General features: G+C 59.0%; 11 protein-coding genes. 3 read left to right on the top strand and 8 right to left on the bottom strand.

Annotated elements, in window-relative coordinates:
• Positions 1-999, bottom strand: a complete 999-nt coding sequence (locus tag ACFODV_RS10905) for a GDP-mannose 4,6-dehydratase (protein WP_379759007.1) — start codon at positions 997-999, stop codon at positions 1-3.
• Complete coding sequence (gene gmd, locus ACFODV_RS10900; RefSeq protein WP_379759004.1) at positions 999-1,979, bottom strand: GDP-mannose 4,6-dehydratase; 981 nt, start codon at positions 1,977-1,979, stop codon at positions 999-1,001. The genes ACFODV_RS10905 and gmd overlap by 1 nt, the downstream gene beginning before the upstream one ends.
• 119 nt (positions 1,980-2,098) lie before the next feature.
• Here gmd and ACFODV_RS10895 point away from each other — a divergent pair, with 119 nt between their 5' ends.
• The 3 genes from ACFODV_RS10895 to ACFODV_RS10885 all read left to right on the top strand — a co-directional run bounded on the left by ACFODV_RS10895 (position 2,099) and on the right by ACFODV_RS10885 (position 6,199).
• The gene (locus ACFODV_RS10895; protein WP_379759001.1) at positions 2,099-3,553 is read left to right on the top strand and encodes an MBOAT family O-acyltransferase; all 1,455 of its coding nucleotides are present in this window, start codon (positions 2,099-2,101) and stop codon (positions 3,551-3,553) included.
• Positions 3,554-3,563: 10 nt separating this feature from the next.
• Positions 3,564-4,697, top strand: a complete 1,134-nt coding sequence (locus tag ACFODV_RS10890) for a hypothetical protein (RefSeq protein ID WP_379758998.1) — start codon at positions 3,564-3,566, stop codon at positions 4,695-4,697.
• A 335-nt stretch (positions 4,698-5,032) separates the two neighbouring features.
• The gene (locus ACFODV_RS10885) at positions 5,033-6,199 is read left to right on the top strand and encodes a glycosyltransferase family 4 protein (RefSeq protein WP_379758995.1); all 1,167 of its coding nucleotides are present in this window, start codon (positions 5,033-5,035) and stop codon (positions 6,197-6,199) included.
• Here the strand turns inward: ACFODV_RS10885 and ACFODV_RS10880 are convergent.
• The 6 genes from ACFODV_RS10880 to ACFODV_RS10855 all read right to left on the bottom strand — a co-directional run bounded on the left by ACFODV_RS10880 (position 6,133) and on the right by ACFODV_RS10855 (position 14,938).
• A complete protein-coding gene (locus ACFODV_RS10880) occupies positions 6,133-7,299 on the bottom strand; it encodes a glycosyltransferase (protein WP_379758992.1) in 1,167 nt (388 codons plus the stop codon). The genes ACFODV_RS10885 and ACFODV_RS10880 overlap by 67 nt on opposite strands.
• 62 nt (positions 7,300-7,361) lie before the next feature.
• A complete protein-coding gene (locus tag ACFODV_RS10875; RefSeq protein WP_379758989.1) occupies positions 7,362-8,798 on the bottom strand; it encodes a mannose-1-phosphate guanylyltransferase/mannose-6-phosphate isomerase in 1,437 nt (478 codons plus the stop codon).
• A gap of 36 nt (positions 8,799-8,834) precedes the next feature.
• On the bottom strand, positions 8,835-10,241 hold the full coding sequence (locus ACFODV_RS10870; RefSeq protein WP_379758986.1) for an undecaprenyl-phosphate glucose phosphotransferase: 1,407 nt from the start codon (positions 10,239-10,241) through the stop codon (positions 8,835-8,837).
• 13 nt (positions 10,242-10,254) lie between these two features.
• Positions 10,255-11,775 carry a TolC family outer membrane protein gene (locus ACFODV_RS10865; protein WP_379758983.1) on the bottom strand — a complete coding sequence of 507 codons (1,521 nt, stop codon included), beginning with the start codon at positions 11,773-11,775 and terminating at the stop codon, positions 10,255-10,257.
• Positions 11,775-13,157 (bottom strand): HlyD family type I secretion periplasmic adaptor subunit, encoded by a 1,383-nt coding sequence (locus tag ACFODV_RS10860; protein ID WP_379758979.1) that lies wholly within the window; start codon positions 13,155-13,157, stop codon positions 11,775-11,777. The genes ACFODV_RS10865 and ACFODV_RS10860 overlap by 1 nt, the downstream gene beginning before the upstream one ends.
• Positions 13,157-14,938, bottom strand: a complete 1,782-nt coding sequence (locus ACFODV_RS10855; protein WP_379758975.1) for a type I secretion system permease/ATPase — start codon at positions 14,936-14,938, stop codon at positions 13,157-13,159. The genes ACFODV_RS10860 and ACFODV_RS10855 overlap by 1 nt, the downstream gene beginning before the upstream one ends.
• Positions 14,939-15,033 lie beyond the last annotated feature (95 nt).

Raw genomic sequence — 15,033 nt, 5'->3', positions numbered from 1 at the left:
TCACTGGGCAGCAGCGACCACGCGCCGACGACAGTCGTTCAGCAGCCGGTCGAGCATGGCGCCGTGAGAAAGGAGGGGCTGCCAACCGGTCGCCTGGCGCAGCGCCGTTGTATCGGCGCGCACGGTCTGAATATCGGCGGGGCGCTGGCGTGCCGGGTCCAGCCGGTGGTCAATGGGGCAACGCGCCCTGGCCAGCAGGGAGTCCAGCAGCTCGCCCACCGCTACCGCGTGACCTGAAGCGATGTTGTAGGCCTGGCCATGCAGGCCTGCCTCGGGAAGCTCGAGCAGCGCCAGGTAGGCACTGACCACGTCTTCCACGTCGAGGAAGTCGCGCTGCGCATCCAGGTTGCCGGTCTCGACCACGGGGGGCTGGAGGCCGGCTTCGATGCGGGCGATCTGGGTGGCAAAAGCGGCAAGCACGAAGTCGTCACGCTGGCCGGGGCCGGTATGATTGAAGGGGCGTGCACGAATCACCCGCAGCCCGTCGCTGGCCGCATACTGGCCAGCGGCCAGATCGGCCGACGCCTTGCTGGCGGCATAGGGATTGAGTGGATGGAAGGCGGTCTGTTCGGTCACCGGCTCGCCGCTGCGAAAGGCACCGCCATACATGTCCGAGGAACCGACGTTGAGCACCAGGCTCCAGGGGCTTTCCTGCTTGACGCCCTCCAGCAGGTTGAGGGTGCCCTGCAGGTTGACGCGCCACGTTAACGCCGGCTGCTGGAAACTGGTGGGCACGTGAGACTGAGCCGCCAGATGGATGATGGCGTCGGGGTGCAAATGGCGCAGCAACGCGGCGACTCGCCCGGTGTGGCAGATATCGAGACGATGCCAGTGCACACCCGAATCCTCAGGCCAAGCGTCAATGGCTTCCTGGGACGTAGCGTGCACGACGGCATTTGGCCAACGGCGGTGCAGCGCAGCCAGCAGGTGTCGCCCCACAAAGCCGCTGGCCCCGGTAACCAGCAGCGTTGCCGGTGGCAAGACTGCAATCCCTGTCATCAGCCCTGCTCCAGGCGCTGCAGGTCGGCATCGACCATCTCGCAGATCATCGCCTCCAGCGAGGTCTCGGCCTGCCAGCCCAACTGACGCTTCGCTTTTGCTGGGTTGCCGAGCAGCACCTCGACCTCCGCCGGACGATAAAAACGGGGGTCGATCACTACGTGATCCTCCATATCGAGACCTGCGTGCTCAAAGGCGATACGGCACATGTCGCGCACGGTAGTGGTGACGCCGGTACCAATGACGTAGTCGTCCGGCGTTTCCTGCTGCAGCATTAGCCACATGGCTTTTACGTAGTCTCGGGCGTGACCCCAGTCACGCTTGGCGTCAATATTGCCTAGCCGCAGCTCGGTGGCCAGTCCCAGCTTAATACGCGCCACGCCATCGGTGACCTTGCGGGTAACAAACTCTAAACCGCGCAGCGGCGACTCATGGTTGAAGAGGATGCCACTGGAGGCATGCAGGCCGAAGCTTTCACGATAGTTAACGGTCATCCAGTGGGCGTAAAGCTTGGCTGCCGCATAAGGAGAGCGCGGATAGAACGGCGTGGTTTCGCTCTGGCGTGGCTCCTGAATCAGGCCGTACATCTCAGAGGTAGAAGCTTGATAGAAACGCGCTTCAGGGCGCGCCATACGCACCGCTTCCAGAACATTCACTGCACCAATACCAGATACCTGTCCAGTGAGTACCGGCTGGCTCCAGGAAGCCTGAACGAAGGACTGTGCCGCCAGATTATAGACCTCGTCCGGGTGGCACTCCTGCACGCTGCGGATCAGGCTACCCAGATCGCCAAGGTCGCCGTCAAAGAGTTCTACTTGCTCCTTGACACCGAGCCACTCCAGCCGCGAAAGGTTGACATCCGAGGTGCTGCGGCGCGGTGCGATCCCACAGACACGATACCCCTTGCCCAGCAGAAGCTGTGACAGGTAGGCCCCGTCCTGGCCCGTAACGCCGGTGATCAACGCGGTTTTACTATGCATTCCTGCCGTTTCCTGTATATTTCCGACGTGGCGTAGCGTGGTCAAATCAGCGCCGCATATTACCACAGCCCATAGGCCATCACAGCCGCCCGACCACCTAGACCCAACGCTGGATCGCGATGGTTTTCAGCTCTTACCCCTTCCTGCTGCTCTTTTTGCCGCTTGTGCTGGCTTTTTTCGCGCTACAGGTGCAGGGCCAGATATCTTCGGCGCTGCTGATGCGCGGACTGGTCGTGGCATCTCTGGTTTTCTACGCGGCCTGGAACTGGCACTACCTTCCTTTGTTGCTGGGCTCGGTGAGCATCAACTATGCGTTGGGCCGGCGCCTGTCGACTTCACACCGACGATCCTGGCTGGTGCTGGGGATAGTGTTCAACCTGGGGCTCCTGGGCTGGTTCAAGTATCGGCTGTTCATTGCCGAAACCCTGCATGGTCTGCTGGTGCCTGAGTGGGCAGCACCTAGCCTGCAGGTGGTGCTGCCTCTCGGGATCTCCTTTTTTACGTTTCAACAGATCGCTTGGCTGGTGGACCTGTGGCGGCGCCAGGTGGCCCTGCCGCAATTTACCGAGTACGTCTTCTTCGTCACTTTCTTCCCGCAACTGATCGCCGGGCCCATTGTGCATTCCCGAGAGCTACTCCCCCAGGTTCGAGACAATTGGCCGGCCTGGCGGGTGAGTACCTTCGCCGCTGGGTTAGCGTTAATGTGTCTAGGCCTGGCCAAAAAGGTACTGATCGCCGACCCGCTGGACGCGCCAGTGGGAGAACTTTATGCCCTGGCCGGAGGAGGTGCACCCATTGCCGGCGAAACTCCTTGGCTGGCGGGATTCGGGTTTGGAGTGCAGCTCTACTTCGACTTTTCCGGCTATGCCGACATGGCGATCGGCCTTGGGCTGATGCTAGGCCTGAGACTGCCGATCAACTTCGCATCACCCTACAAGAGTCGCTCACCCATCGACTTCTGGCGCCGCTGGCATATCACCCTCTCGCATTTTCTGCGTGACTACCTATACATTCCGCTGGGAGGTCGCGAACGGCGCTATTTGAGTCTGATGCTGACCATGCTGCTGGGCGGGCTGTGGCACGGCGCCGGCTGGCAATTTCTGCTTTGGGGGGGACTACACGGCGTAGCGCTGTGCCTGGCCCACGGCTGGTCCAGGCGTGTTGGATGGCGCTGGCCCAGTTGGCTGGCAGTGCCGCTGACACTGTGCTTCGTGATGTTGGCGTGGATTCCATTTCGTGCCGACTCCATTGATACCGCGATGAGCCTCATTCTGGCGCTGAATGAGCCCTGGCAGTGGTTTCCTTGGCTGCAATGGCCCCATCAAGGCTGGCCGATCACCGGCCCCCATGCTCGGCTGGCCAGTTTAATCATGCTAGGCATGGGCATTGCCCTGCTGCTTCCCAACTCTCAGCAGTGGGTGGCGCGCTGGCGCGCCGCTATGGAGCACGATAATCCGCTACTTGCTCGACGCGCGCTGCGGTGGGTGGGTGTGCTGTGCGGTGTGCTGCTCTTCATGGTGCTCAAGCAGCTATACGCCCAGCCCGAGCAAGCATTTCTCTATTTCGAATTCTAGGAGCCAATTCATGCGTCAGGGCAAAGCCCAGTCCAGACCCTTGTGGCGACTGCTGAGAAGCGTTGCCATTGGCCTGCTTCTGTCCTCTGGCCTCTGGCTACTGCTGGTGGCCGGCCAACTGGGGCGCCCCCACCCTGCCCACCAGTGGGTACTTGGAGCCTTGGCGCATAAGCAGGCCAGTGCCGAGGCATTGTCGGCGCCGCGACTGCTGGTGGCGGGGGGCTCCAGCGCGATGTTCGGCATCGATTCGCAGCAACTTGAAGTGGCCTTCGGACGGCCCGCGGTGAACCTTGGCGTGAATGCCGGACTGGGCCTGCCAGTGATCCTCAATCAAACTCTCGCAGTGGCCGAAGACAGAGATACTGTCATCATGGCGCTGGAATACCCGCTGTTTGGCTACAGTGGCGAAGTCAACCATGTAATGAACGGGTTCTACTTGAGCCAACCAAGCGAGTTAATGGCGGCTTGGCGACTGAGCTACGATGCACTGCCAACCTCTCGATGGCTTCCGCTCGTACTTCATGAGGGTTTTCAGATTTTGATGCAGACATCGCCCGAGAGAGTATTACAAGGCTATCGTGGACTACCCGACGGCTTTAAGGTGGGCGGCACCTATGGGGCCCATCGGCTAGATATGCGCGGTGATCAGACTGGCACCGGCCGACAGCTTCGCGAACCCTGGATGGCGCAGCAGATAGTCGCTAATGCGCCCCGCCACTACGGTATCGAGCATCGTCACGACGCCCCAGGATGGGCTCTGCTGCGCCATTTCCAGAAACGGCTCAATGCCAAAGGCGCCTGTCTGATACTGGTTCCGCCGGCATTTCTATTTCATCCTCACTACCGCGAAGATCCAGTGGAAACGCACTTCTATGCTCGGCTGCCGCAACAGGCAACCAAGCATGGACTGACCTACCTAGGTCGGCCAAGCGATTTCATGTACCCGCCAGAGGATATGTTTGATACCGACTTTCACCTGGTCGACGAGGGGCGCCAGATCAATACCCAGCGATTGATCGAAACGTTAACGTCGCCCGGCAGCCCCTCGGCAACAATGATAGAGTGTTCGCGCCCGACGATAGAGACCGGGGTGACGAGGCAACCACTGGCTGACCAGATGGCTGCTCTTGAGTCGGATCAGTAATCGGCGTAGCGGTGACAACCAGACAGAAGATTTCTGACTAGGGAGCGGCCTTTGGGCCGATGGTAGCAACTGACGTTCGGCGAGAATCTCGTCGAGTCGCTGCTCTAGGTCAGACATATCGAGCTGTGGGTTGTTGACGACGAGATAGGGTTTGCTGGGGCTGCTTTCCGACAAGGGTTTCTCCTCCAACTCCTGATGAGCGTTTGCATTAGCTGACTCACACACAGGCGCTAATCGCACCTTTCAGCGACTGATTCCGAGACACGTTCGCTTGACAGATCCAGTGATCCACCCCGCACTGAGCGCCAGATATCAATGAGGAAGCGTTTGTCGTCATGAAACTGTTGATCAACCTTGATTGCATGCAGCCGCCATTGACAGGAATCGGCCATTATACGCAGCATCTGGCTACCCAACTGTCGAAACATCCCGAGGTCGATACCTTTCGAGGCCTGTATCGTAGCCGATGGCTGGATGGCACTCAATTGCAAGACTGCCCGCATGCCTCACGCCCCCTCTCTTTACTCGTTAGACCAGGGGCACTTCGCCGCCGACTACGCCAGGTGCCAGGGAGCTACAGTCTGCGCCAACGCCTCAGGGAGGTGCGTTTCGTCGGCCGGACTCGCCATTGTGGTGATCATATTTATTGGGAGCCAGGACTTGAGCTAATGCCATTCCCCGGCCGGCGGGTCGCCACGATATACGACCTATCTCACCTTAACGTACCCGACTCTCACCCCCCGTCTAGGGCCGCCTACCTGTCCCACCAGATCGACAATACCTTACGCCATGCTGATGTCATAGTGACCATATCCGACACCATGCGCCGAGAGATCGCTGACTATAGCGGGCTCAATGAAAACGATATCGTGGTGGTGTCGCCGGCCGCTTCGACAGACTTTCGTCCCTTGAACGCGGCCACTCGGACCGAAGTTCGCCGTCGCCTGGGCTTGCCCGATCGCTTCATTCTTTGCCTCGGGACTCTGGAGCCTCGCAAGAATCTAACACGCTTTATGCGTGCCTATGCCGAGTTGCCAACCCCCCTTAGGAAACGCTGGCCATTGGTGTGCGTTGGCACCAAGGGGTGGAACGACACTTCATTGGTCCGCAATATGCAGCGTCTCGAAGCAAGAGGCGAACTGTTGCAACTCGGCTATGTGGCACAGCCAGACATTCCCCTGATCACCGCCAGCGCCGACTTGCTCGCTTACCCGTCACTCTACGAAGGGTTCGGCATGCCGGTAGTCGAGGCAATGGCATGTGGTGTCCCGGTGCTGACCAGCCGTGGTACCGCCATGCATGAGATTACGGGGGAGCATGCCTTCTTGATGGAACCCACCGATATCGCGAGTATTCGCTCGACGCTGCAGACTGCACTGGAGCACCCTGAGGCTCGCGACGAACTAGGTGATCAGGGAATTACACAAGCTGCACGCTATGACTGGCAACGGTCTGCCGAAACACTGGTGGCGGCGCTGCGAGGAGGACCTTCCGGACAGTAAGACAGCCAGGCACCGAGGCGCTTGGATAACTCCGCCCTGAAAACAGCCCTGCCGAAGCGTCGAGCATTGGCGCTGCATACAGTTGCAGGATAGGCATCGGGGTTCTCAGCCTGACACCGCTCGAAGGCGTCAACCGCCTGACATAATGCTTCCGCCTGTTGCCAGGCGACATGTACGCCGGTCTCGCCATCAATAACCGTCTCGGAAAGTCCCCCGATACCGTAACCGATCACTGGGGCACCGGCTGCCTGAGCCTCAACCGGAAGGATTCCGAAATCCTCCTCGGCCATGAATACGAAGGCGCGGGCACGCTCCAGGTGGTCGATGAGCACGGCGTCTTCCTGGTAACCCAGCAACGTGACATTGGAACCCGCCAGTGCTTCGAGCCTACGTCGCTCGGGGCCGTCACCGATCACTACTAGGCTCCGCTCTGGCATATGGTTGAAGGCCTCGACGATCAGGTCAAGGCGCTTATAGGGCACAAGGCGTGACGCCGCCAGGTAGAAATTCTCCCGAGGACGGTCGTGACGATAACGCTCCGTATCAACCGGGGGATACACCACCTCGGCCTCGCGGCGGTAAAAGCAGGCAATGCGCCGCTGGATGTAGTACGAAATGGCGATGAAGTGGTCGACCCGCTGAGCGCTGGCGAAGTCCCACAGGCGCAGCTTATGGAGTTGCCAACGCATCAGAGCTGCCTTGATCCCTCGAACCCCTGCCTGGCGCAAGTACTGGTGCTGCATGTCCCAGGCGTAACGCATGGGGCTGTAGCAGTAGCATACGTGAACCGCACTTGGGTCGGGGATGATGCCCTTGGCGACCGCATGGCTGCTCGACAGGATCAAGTCGAACCCCTTGAGGTCGAATTGCTCCACGGCGGCTGGCATCAGGGGGAGATACCGACGGTAATGCTTGCGTGCGCCAGGCAGCCGCTGAATGTAACTGGTGTGAATGGTACGCCCGCGCAGCGCCGGTATGTTAGCTTTATCCAGGAAGTTGACCGTAGTGAAAAGTTCGGCGCTGGGAAAAAGTGTCAGGAATTCCTCGAGAACTTTCTCGGCACCAGCCCAGGTCACCAACCAATCATGCACGATGGCCACACGCCACTCTTTGGAGGGAGGCCGTGGCTCATCTATCATCGTACTGAGGCTCTGTTGCCAGGTCATAAGCGACCATAAGCATCATCAATACGCACGATATCGTCTTCCCCCAGGTAGCTACCGGTCTGCACTTCAATCAAGCGCAGGGGAATAACGCCGGGATTCTCCAGCCGATGCACGGTACCCAGCGGGATATAGGTGGATTCATCTTCGGTTAGCAGGAAACTACTCAAGTCTTCGGTATCACCGTGTCCCTTGCCCAGCGTCACTCCTGCTGTACCTTGCACCACCACCCAGTGCTCGGCGCGGTGATGATGCATTTGTAGTGACAATTTGGCACCCGGCTTGACGACGATCTCTTTTACCTGGAAACACTCGGTAAGCACCATGGTGCGGTAGTGTCCCCAGGGCCGGTAAACTTCAGGCATCGCCTGGCATTCCGGTCGGTGGCTCGCCTTGAGAACTTCGACGATACGCTTGGTCTCCTGGGCATGATGACGGTTCGCCACCAGCACGGCATCTTCGGTTTCCACGATGACCAGGTCCCTGACCCCGACCGTGGCCACCAGACGTGAATGGCTGTGTACCAGGCTGTCGTGCGTGTCATGCAACAGCACATCCCCCTGGATAGCATTACCCTCGCGCTGCGGGTCACGCTTCAATGCGAAGATGGCGTCCCAGGCGCCGATGTCGCTCCAGCCAGGGTCCATGGGAACCACTGCGGCATGCTGGGTGTTCTCCATGACGGCATAGTCGATAGATTCGCTACGACAGGCGCTGAAAGCCTCAATATCGACCCTCAGGAAGTCCAGATCCTCACTGCGCCCGGCATAGGCGTTGCGACAGGCCTCGGCAATATCTGGGGCTTGGGCCTGGAGTTCCTCCAGGTAGCGCTCGGCGGAAAAGAGAAAGATACCGCTGTTCCACAGGTAATCACCGCTATCGAGATAGGCCTGGGCACGTTCGCGGTCCGGCTTTTCGACGAAGGCATCGACGCGATAGCCGGTTCCCAGCATCTCTCCCCGGCGAATGTAACCGTAGCCGGTGTGGGGAGTGGCTGGCTGAATGCCGAAAGCCACCAGCTGACCCGATTCGGCCAGCCCCTTGCCCTGCTCGACCGCTGCCTGAAACGCCTCACGACATTCAATGACATGGTCAGCCGGCATGACCAGCATCAAGCTGGCAGGGTGGGTGTCACAGGCACACAGCGCGGCGAGGGCCAGGGCGGGTGCCGTGTTGCGTCCACAGGGTTCCAGTACAATGTTCGACGGGGTCGTATCGATAACATACAACTGCTCGGCGACCATAAAGCGATGCTCTTCATTGCATACCACCAGTGGCCTATCGGCACCTTCGACTCCCGCCATACGCAGTGCCGCTTCCTGAAGCAGGCTGTACTTTGCTGAATTGAAACGCTGAAACTGCTTGGGGTAGTGTTCGCGAGAAACGGGCCACAGCCGGGAACCAGAGCCGCCAGACAGGATGACGGGCAGAAGCATGAAATTCTCCTTGAGCATATCTTGGTTGCCAACACCTTATGGCTGCCGGTTGATGAAGCCGCGGGTGATGGTCATAGCCAGAATTTTTAGGTCCAGGCCCAGCGTCCAGTTGTCGATGTAGTAAAGATCATACTCGACGCGCTTGCGCATCAGTTCGAGATCGTCGGTAATGCCGCGCAACCCGTTGACCTGAGCCCAGCCGGTCATGCCCGGCTTGACGCGATGGCGCTGCATGTAGGCATCGATGGCGTCCTTGTAGAGGTCGTTGTGGTCCATGGCGTGTGGACGAGGTCCCACTAGCGACATGCGACCCTGAAGAACATTGAACAGCTGTGGTAGCTCATCGAGGCTGGTGTGCCGCAGAAAGGCGCCCAGTCGAGTCACGCGTTGGTCGCCCGCGTGGGCCTGACGAGTTTTGCCTTGCACCAATGGATGGAAGCGCATGGTGCGAAACTTGTAGATCCGAAAACGCCTGCCATCCAGTCCGTGACGATACTGCTTGAAGAGTACCGGCTTGCCCATGCGCCAGCGAACCAACCCGGCGATAACTAGCATGGCCGGCAGGAAGCCCACGAACAGTACAAGTCCCAGCAGGCGGTCTTCCAGCGCCTTGACGACTCTTACAGGGCCGTTGAGTGGCGAATAGTTGAGGTCTATGGAATACATATCGGCTACCTGGGCCACACGGTGGTTGAGCAGCCTGACATCTGAGAGATCGGGGAAGTAGCGGATAGCCACCGGCACGGCCAGCAGTGCGTCGGCGAGCTGCTTGACAGTATCACCATGCGTCAAGGGATAGGTGAGCCAGATCTCATCGAACTCACGCTGGAAGATGCTGCGCTGGGCCAGACCCCTGACCCGCTTTACCATGCCGGCTTGGCACTGGACGCCATCGTCGGCGCAAGCCGTATCGTCGACTAGCGTGTCGCTGACCTGGTAGCCCAAATAAGGAAGGTCAATCAGACGCTGCTGCACACGGGCGATATTGACTGGCTGCCCGATCAACAACACTCGCTTGATGTTGCGGCCACGCGAGCGAAGCCTGCGCAGTAGAACATATAAGGCGGTGCGCAACACCAGCCCCGCTGCCAAAGCACTTATGGCAGACAGCGCCATCCAAGTGCGCGAGAAGATCACGGCGCTCTGGGTCATCACCAGAAACAGACTGAGAAGGGCGATAGCCAGCAGCCACCCCAATGTAAACACTCCCAGCATCGAGAACAGGCTGCGTCCCCGCCAGGGCTTATACAGCCCCATGATCTCTCCGCTGGCAGGTAACAACAGACTACCGGCCAGAATCACCAGCGGGTACTCGATGCCTTCAGTATGATCCAGCTCTGGCATCCACCACAGCAACAAAAACCCAGACGCGAGCGCAATGGCCGCATCGAAAGTGCGCATCGCACGTCGAAGCCAGTCCCTGGTATTCGGTCCTTTGGCCATGAGGGTTCCGCTATCAGGAGTGGCTGGGAGTGATGCTGCTCAATACCTTCATGACCTGCTCTAGGTCTTCTGTGCCCAGGGCACCCACGGCTGAGTGGAGTCCCAGCCGATCGATGACGTAACGACCTAGTGTGTCAACGTACTGAATGCGCTGGTCGTACAGGCTTGCCCGGGCGTCAAGCACGTCGACCAGGTCGCGCAAGCCAAGCTGCTCGCCACGCTCAGCGGCCTGGACAAACAGCTCGCTGGATTCGATGGCCTGCTGCAGTGCGCCCATCCGCCTCACGCTGCCATTCAGGGAGCGCAACCTCTGACGCACCTCCTGAGCCGCCAGATTACGCTGGTGATCAACAGCCTCTTGGCTGGACTGAGCGCGTAACTCTCCTTGGCGCACGCTAGCCCGGGTATATCCTCCTCGATAAAGCGGTACGCTGAGCTCGACGCTTGCTCGGTAATCCTCGCTTTCACGCTGCTCATCGTCGCTTTGGCGATCACTGTAGCTTAGATTGAAGTTAAGTTCCGGATAGTAGCCGCCACGCCGCACTCGGGTGTCGCTTTCAGCAATAACGCGCTCGGCGGCGGCACGTCGGACATCAAGGTTGTTACCGATCTGCTCCAACCAATGCTGCTCGTCACCCCAATTCGCCTCTAAATCTGAGGCTGATACGTCACCCAACTGATGACCGCCAAAGTCGGGGAGCTCACCGGTCAGGCGCTCGAGCTCACTGAGGGCATCGTCGAGCTCGTTCTCAGCCTGGACTGCATCTGCAATCGCCTGATCGAACCGCGACTGAGCTTCCAGCAGGTTGATCCGATCTCCCACACCCAAGTCGTAGGCACGCTGTGCCTGCCGCGACTGAAGTGACAGTGCTTCCTGCTGCGCCTCTAGAAGACCAAGTTTACGCGAAGCCAGGTAGGCGTTGACATAGCCTTCGCCCACCTGCAACGCCAGGTTGCGCTCCACCAGGGCCAGGTCCAGTTCGGCAGCACTCACCTGGGATTCTGCTCGCTGCATGCCCCGCCAGCGTTCCAGACTGAAAAGCGGCTGACTGAGTTGCAGTTGCCAAAAAGTTTCGTCTATCTCGCCGGGGCGTACGTCCTGCACTTCAGGCGGTAGGTCCGAATCGAGCTCTGTCCGAAGATTGGTTGAGTCCTGCCACAGATAACTGGCAGATGCCGACACTTGGGGCATCAGCTGCGAGCGTGCCATTGGCAATTCCTGCTCGGTAGCTGCCAACTCGAAGCGCTGCCGCGAGAGTTCAGAGTCGTGCTGCAACGCCCGCTTGAACAGCCCAGGCAGCGAGGGAAGGCTACCGATGACGCGAGTTGTCTCGGCCTCTTGAAGCGCTGAGAGCTCAGCCATGGCCTGCTCCCCGGCGGGCACATCCTCTGCCTCCTGTGCCAGTACCGACAAAGGGGCTAGAAACAGCACCAGTAGCAGAAGCGTCATCGCACTGGCCGGCGCCGCCAGGCAATCAGGATAAACAGGCAGATCTTGATCAACCGAAGAGCCAAAAAGCCACTGCTTACTCATCAATCCTCCCTGATCGCGCGGGCTAGCATGTCGGTAATCGGCTTGGCAATATAGCTGGCGAAAGTGCGTTCTCCAGTGCGGATCATAACCTCTGCCGGCATACCGGAAAGAAGCTGCATCTGCTCGGTCATGTCTTCTTGTCCATTTTCGGTGACTCGCAATCGCGCCCGGTAGTAGTGCTGCCCGGTGGCCTCGTCCTCAAAGCTGTCGGCGCTGACATAAATAACCTCGGCGTCTATGACGTTTGTCAGCCGCTGGTTGAAAGCTGAGAAACGAATCTCGGCGTGTTGGCCAAGATATATCTGGTCGATATCACGGCTGGGCACCCGTGCTTCGACGATAAAACCATCGCCGCTGGGCACGACATCCATGATGGTGTCACCCGGACGAATGACTGCGCCCACGGTGTGAACCTGGCGTCCGACCACGGTGCCGGATACGGGAGCAACCACGGTGGTGCGCTCTACCCGGTCGGCCAGAGAAGTAATCTGTTCTTCGGCTTCGGCAATCTGCGCCTGGGCATTGCGAAGCTGCTCACCCACATCTGATTGGAAGTCCTGGCGACGCACTTCCTTCTGAAGCTGATTTTCGCTGATACGTGACCTGAGACCGGCGATTTCAGAACGGTGCTGAGCAATGCGACCTTCATACTCCATCACCTGGCGTTCCAACTCTCGCAATCTCTGGTTGTCGCCCAGCCCCTCGCGGAACAGAGAGCGGAAATCCTCGGCTTCAGAACGTAGCGAACGTACTCGACGGGTGTTCACCTCGATCTGCGATTCCAGACCATCAATCTGTTCGCGCATCTGTACAACTTGTTCATCTAACGACTCCAGCGCGCTCTGAAGCGAGTCGCGACGGGCAAGAAACAGGCTCTGTTGGACGGCCAACACCTGCTGAACGCGCGGCAGTTCGCTATCTGGTAAATCCTCGGGGAAATCCAGCGTCTCGGCGCCTTCCTGCTCGGCAAGCAGACGAGTTTCCATGGCACGGTTGATAAGGTACTGGGAGCGAGCAATCTCCAACTGAGACCGGGCCTGGGTATCACTTAGCACAATAAGTGGATCGCCAGCCTCCACATAGTCGCCGTCATTGACCAGCAACTCATGAACGATACCACCTTCCAGGTGCTGCACCGTTCGCTTAAACGATTCCATGGACACGTTACCCGGCGCCACAACGGCGACGGCTAGTGTGGCGGTCAACGCCCAAGTGCCGAATCCACCGAAGGCAAACAGCAGGATCACCATGCCCAGTCTCTTGTAGCCCTTATCGCTGGTAGGTAATTTCTCGGTATATTCACCTTCCAGAGTTTGAGACTGGGGGGTGACGTCAATTTCAGGGCGCTTAGCGACATCCTGATCAGAAGTCTTGTCAGCCATTACTGCTGCTCCTCGCTGTTGCTGCCACCGGGCTGGCCACCCTCGCGTCCACCACGAATCGCGGCCAAACGTGCATTAGCTCCTTGAGCAACCCGCTGCTGGGGCTTCTTGGCAAATTGGGCCAGCACCTGATCTCGCGGCCCGAACATGCTGACCTGACCTTCCTTCATTACCAGAAGCTGATCCATATTCTTGAGCACGCTGGTGCGGTGACTTATCACAAACAGGGTGGCACCCTCGAGCTTGAGCTGCTGTATGGCGCTTGCCAAGGCACGTTCACCCGCCTCGTCGAGATTAGAATTGGGCTCGTCCAATACCACGAGCACAGGGTCACCGTACATGGCACGAGCAAGGCCGATGCGCTGACGCTGGCCGCCAGAAAGTGCACCGCTGGATGCAGCCAAGTAAGTGTCGTAGCCATTGGCCAGTTCAAGGATCATTTCGTGCACCCCGGCCTTCCTGGCGGCTTCTACGACTTTTTGTGGGTCCACGTCGCCGAAGCGGGCAATATTCTCGCTGATGGTACCGTCAAATAGCTCGATATCTTGGGGAAGGTAGCCTAGGTATGGTCCCAACTCATCGCGGTTCCACTGCGAAATATCAGCACCGTCGAGGCGTACATTGCCCACCTGAGAGGGCCAGATGCCCAGCAACACCCTTGCCAGTGTCGACTTGCCGGCCGCGCTGGGGCCTATGATGCCAACGTGTTCGCCCTTGGGAACTTCAAAGTTAATGCCGCGGATGGTGGCCATACGTACCCCAGGCGGTGCAGCAGCAACGCCCTCAACTGCCATCTTACCCTCCGGGGCGGGCAGTGACATGCGCCGTTGCTCGTCGGGAATCTGGGTCAGCAACTCGTTAAGACGATCATAGGCGCCGCGAGCGCCGACAAAGCTCTTCCAACTGCCGATCATCTGGTCAATAGGCGCCAGTGCCCGACCCATGATGATCGAACCAGCGATCATCATGCCTGCCGTCATTTCAGCCTGTAACACCAGGTAGGCACCTAGCCCGAGGATCATCGACTGAAATAGAAGGCGTAACACCTTGGAAGTGTTGGTCAAAGCGCCAGCGCGATCACTGGCCTGAGATTGCTTGGACAAGAACTGGTGATGTTTCTCGGCCCAACGCCCCATGATACCCGGCAGCATGCCCATGGCATGCAGCACTTCGGCATTGCGAAGGTTGGAGTTGGCGAGATCCTGAGATTTTATATGCTCGTTATTGGCTTCAGCGAGCAAACCCTTGGTGGCTTTCTCGTTGGCAATAGCCAAAATCAGCAGGACAATGCCTGCGAAGGTGGCAAAGATACCCAGCCAGGGGTGGAACAGGAAGAGCACGCCCAGATAAACAGGCACCCAGGGGGCATCGAAGAAGGCGAACAGGCCATTGCCGGTCAGAAACTGGCGTACGCTGGTCAGATCGTTAAGCGGCTGAGCGCTTTGCTGGCCCTGGGACCCTACACTGCGACGAAACATGGCGCTGTAGAGGCGCGCATTGATACTGGTGTCCAGCCGGTTGCCTACCCTGACCAGCATGCGAGAACGCACCAGTTCAAGGCCCCCCATCACCATAAACAGGAAGACCACGACCAGCGTCAGCATGATCAGCGTCTCGACGCTCTGGGTGGTCAGAACCCGATCATAGACCTGAAGCATGTACATCGGGGGGACGAGCATCAGCAGGTTGACAAACATGCTGAAGAAGCCCACTGAGACGAAGGAGCTGCGACACGCCTTGAGGGCGCGCTGCAAATCCGTGGCGTCCTGTTCCTTTGCCATGGGGCGAATCACCGTTGATAAGTAAGTTAGCAAAACCGAGGGAAATCAGATGCGATAGGATAACAGAAGCGCCCCTACCCGGGGTAGGGGCGCCA

This window comes from Halomonas tibetensis, from assembly GCF_042643535.1.
Classification (GTDB): Bacteria; Pseudomonadota; Gammaproteobacteria; order Pseudomonadales; family Halomonadaceae; genus Halomonas; species Halomonas tibetensis.
Note: the sequence above shows the minus strand (reverse complement) of the source record. Positions and strands in the feature narration are given on the sequence as shown.

What these genes read in the sequence shown, in the direction of transcription:
- ACFODV_RS10905 (WP_379759007.1), bottom strand. Translation starts at nt 999, where the DNA reads ATGACAGGGATTGCAGTCTTGCCACCGGCAACGCTGCTGGTTACCGGG.
- ACFODV_RS10875 (WP_379758989.1), bottom strand. Translation starts at nt 8,798, where the DNA reads ATGCTTCTGCCCGTCATCCTGTCTGGCGGCTCTGGTTCCCGGCTGTGG.
- ACFODV_RS10885 (WP_379758995.1), top strand. Translation starts at nt 5,033, where the DNA reads ATGAAACTGTTGATCAACCTTGATTGCATGCAGCCGCCATTGACAGGA.
- gmd (WP_379759004.1), bottom strand. Translation starts at nt 1,979, where the DNA reads ATGCATAGTAAAACCGCGTTGATCACCGGCGTTACGGGCCAGGACGGG.
- ACFODV_RS10890 (WP_379758998.1), top strand. Translation starts at nt 3,564, where the DNA reads ATGCGTCAGGGCAAAGCCCAGTCCAGACCCTTGTGGCGACTGCTGAGA.
- ACFODV_RS10865 (WP_379758983.1), bottom strand. Translation starts at nt 11,775, where the DNA reads ATGAGTAAGCAGTGGCTTTTTGGCTCTTCGGTTGATCAAGATCTGCCT.
- ACFODV_RS10855 (WP_379758975.1), bottom strand. Translation starts at nt 14,938, where the DNA reads ATGGCAAAGGAACAGGACGCCACGGATTTGCAGCGCGCCCTCAAGGCG.
- ACFODV_RS10860 (WP_379758979.1), bottom strand. Translation starts at nt 13,157, where the DNA reads ATGGCTGACAAGACTTCTGATCAGGATGTCGCTAAGCGCCCTGAAATT.
- ACFODV_RS10895 (WP_379759001.1), top strand. Translation starts at nt 2,099, where the DNA reads ATGGTTTTCAGCTCTTACCCCTTCCTGCTGCTCTTTTTGCCGCTTGTG.
- ACFODV_RS10870 (WP_379758986.1), bottom strand. Translation starts at nt 10,241, where the DNA reads ATGGCCAAAGGACCGAATACCAGGGACTGGCTTCGACGTGCGATGCGC.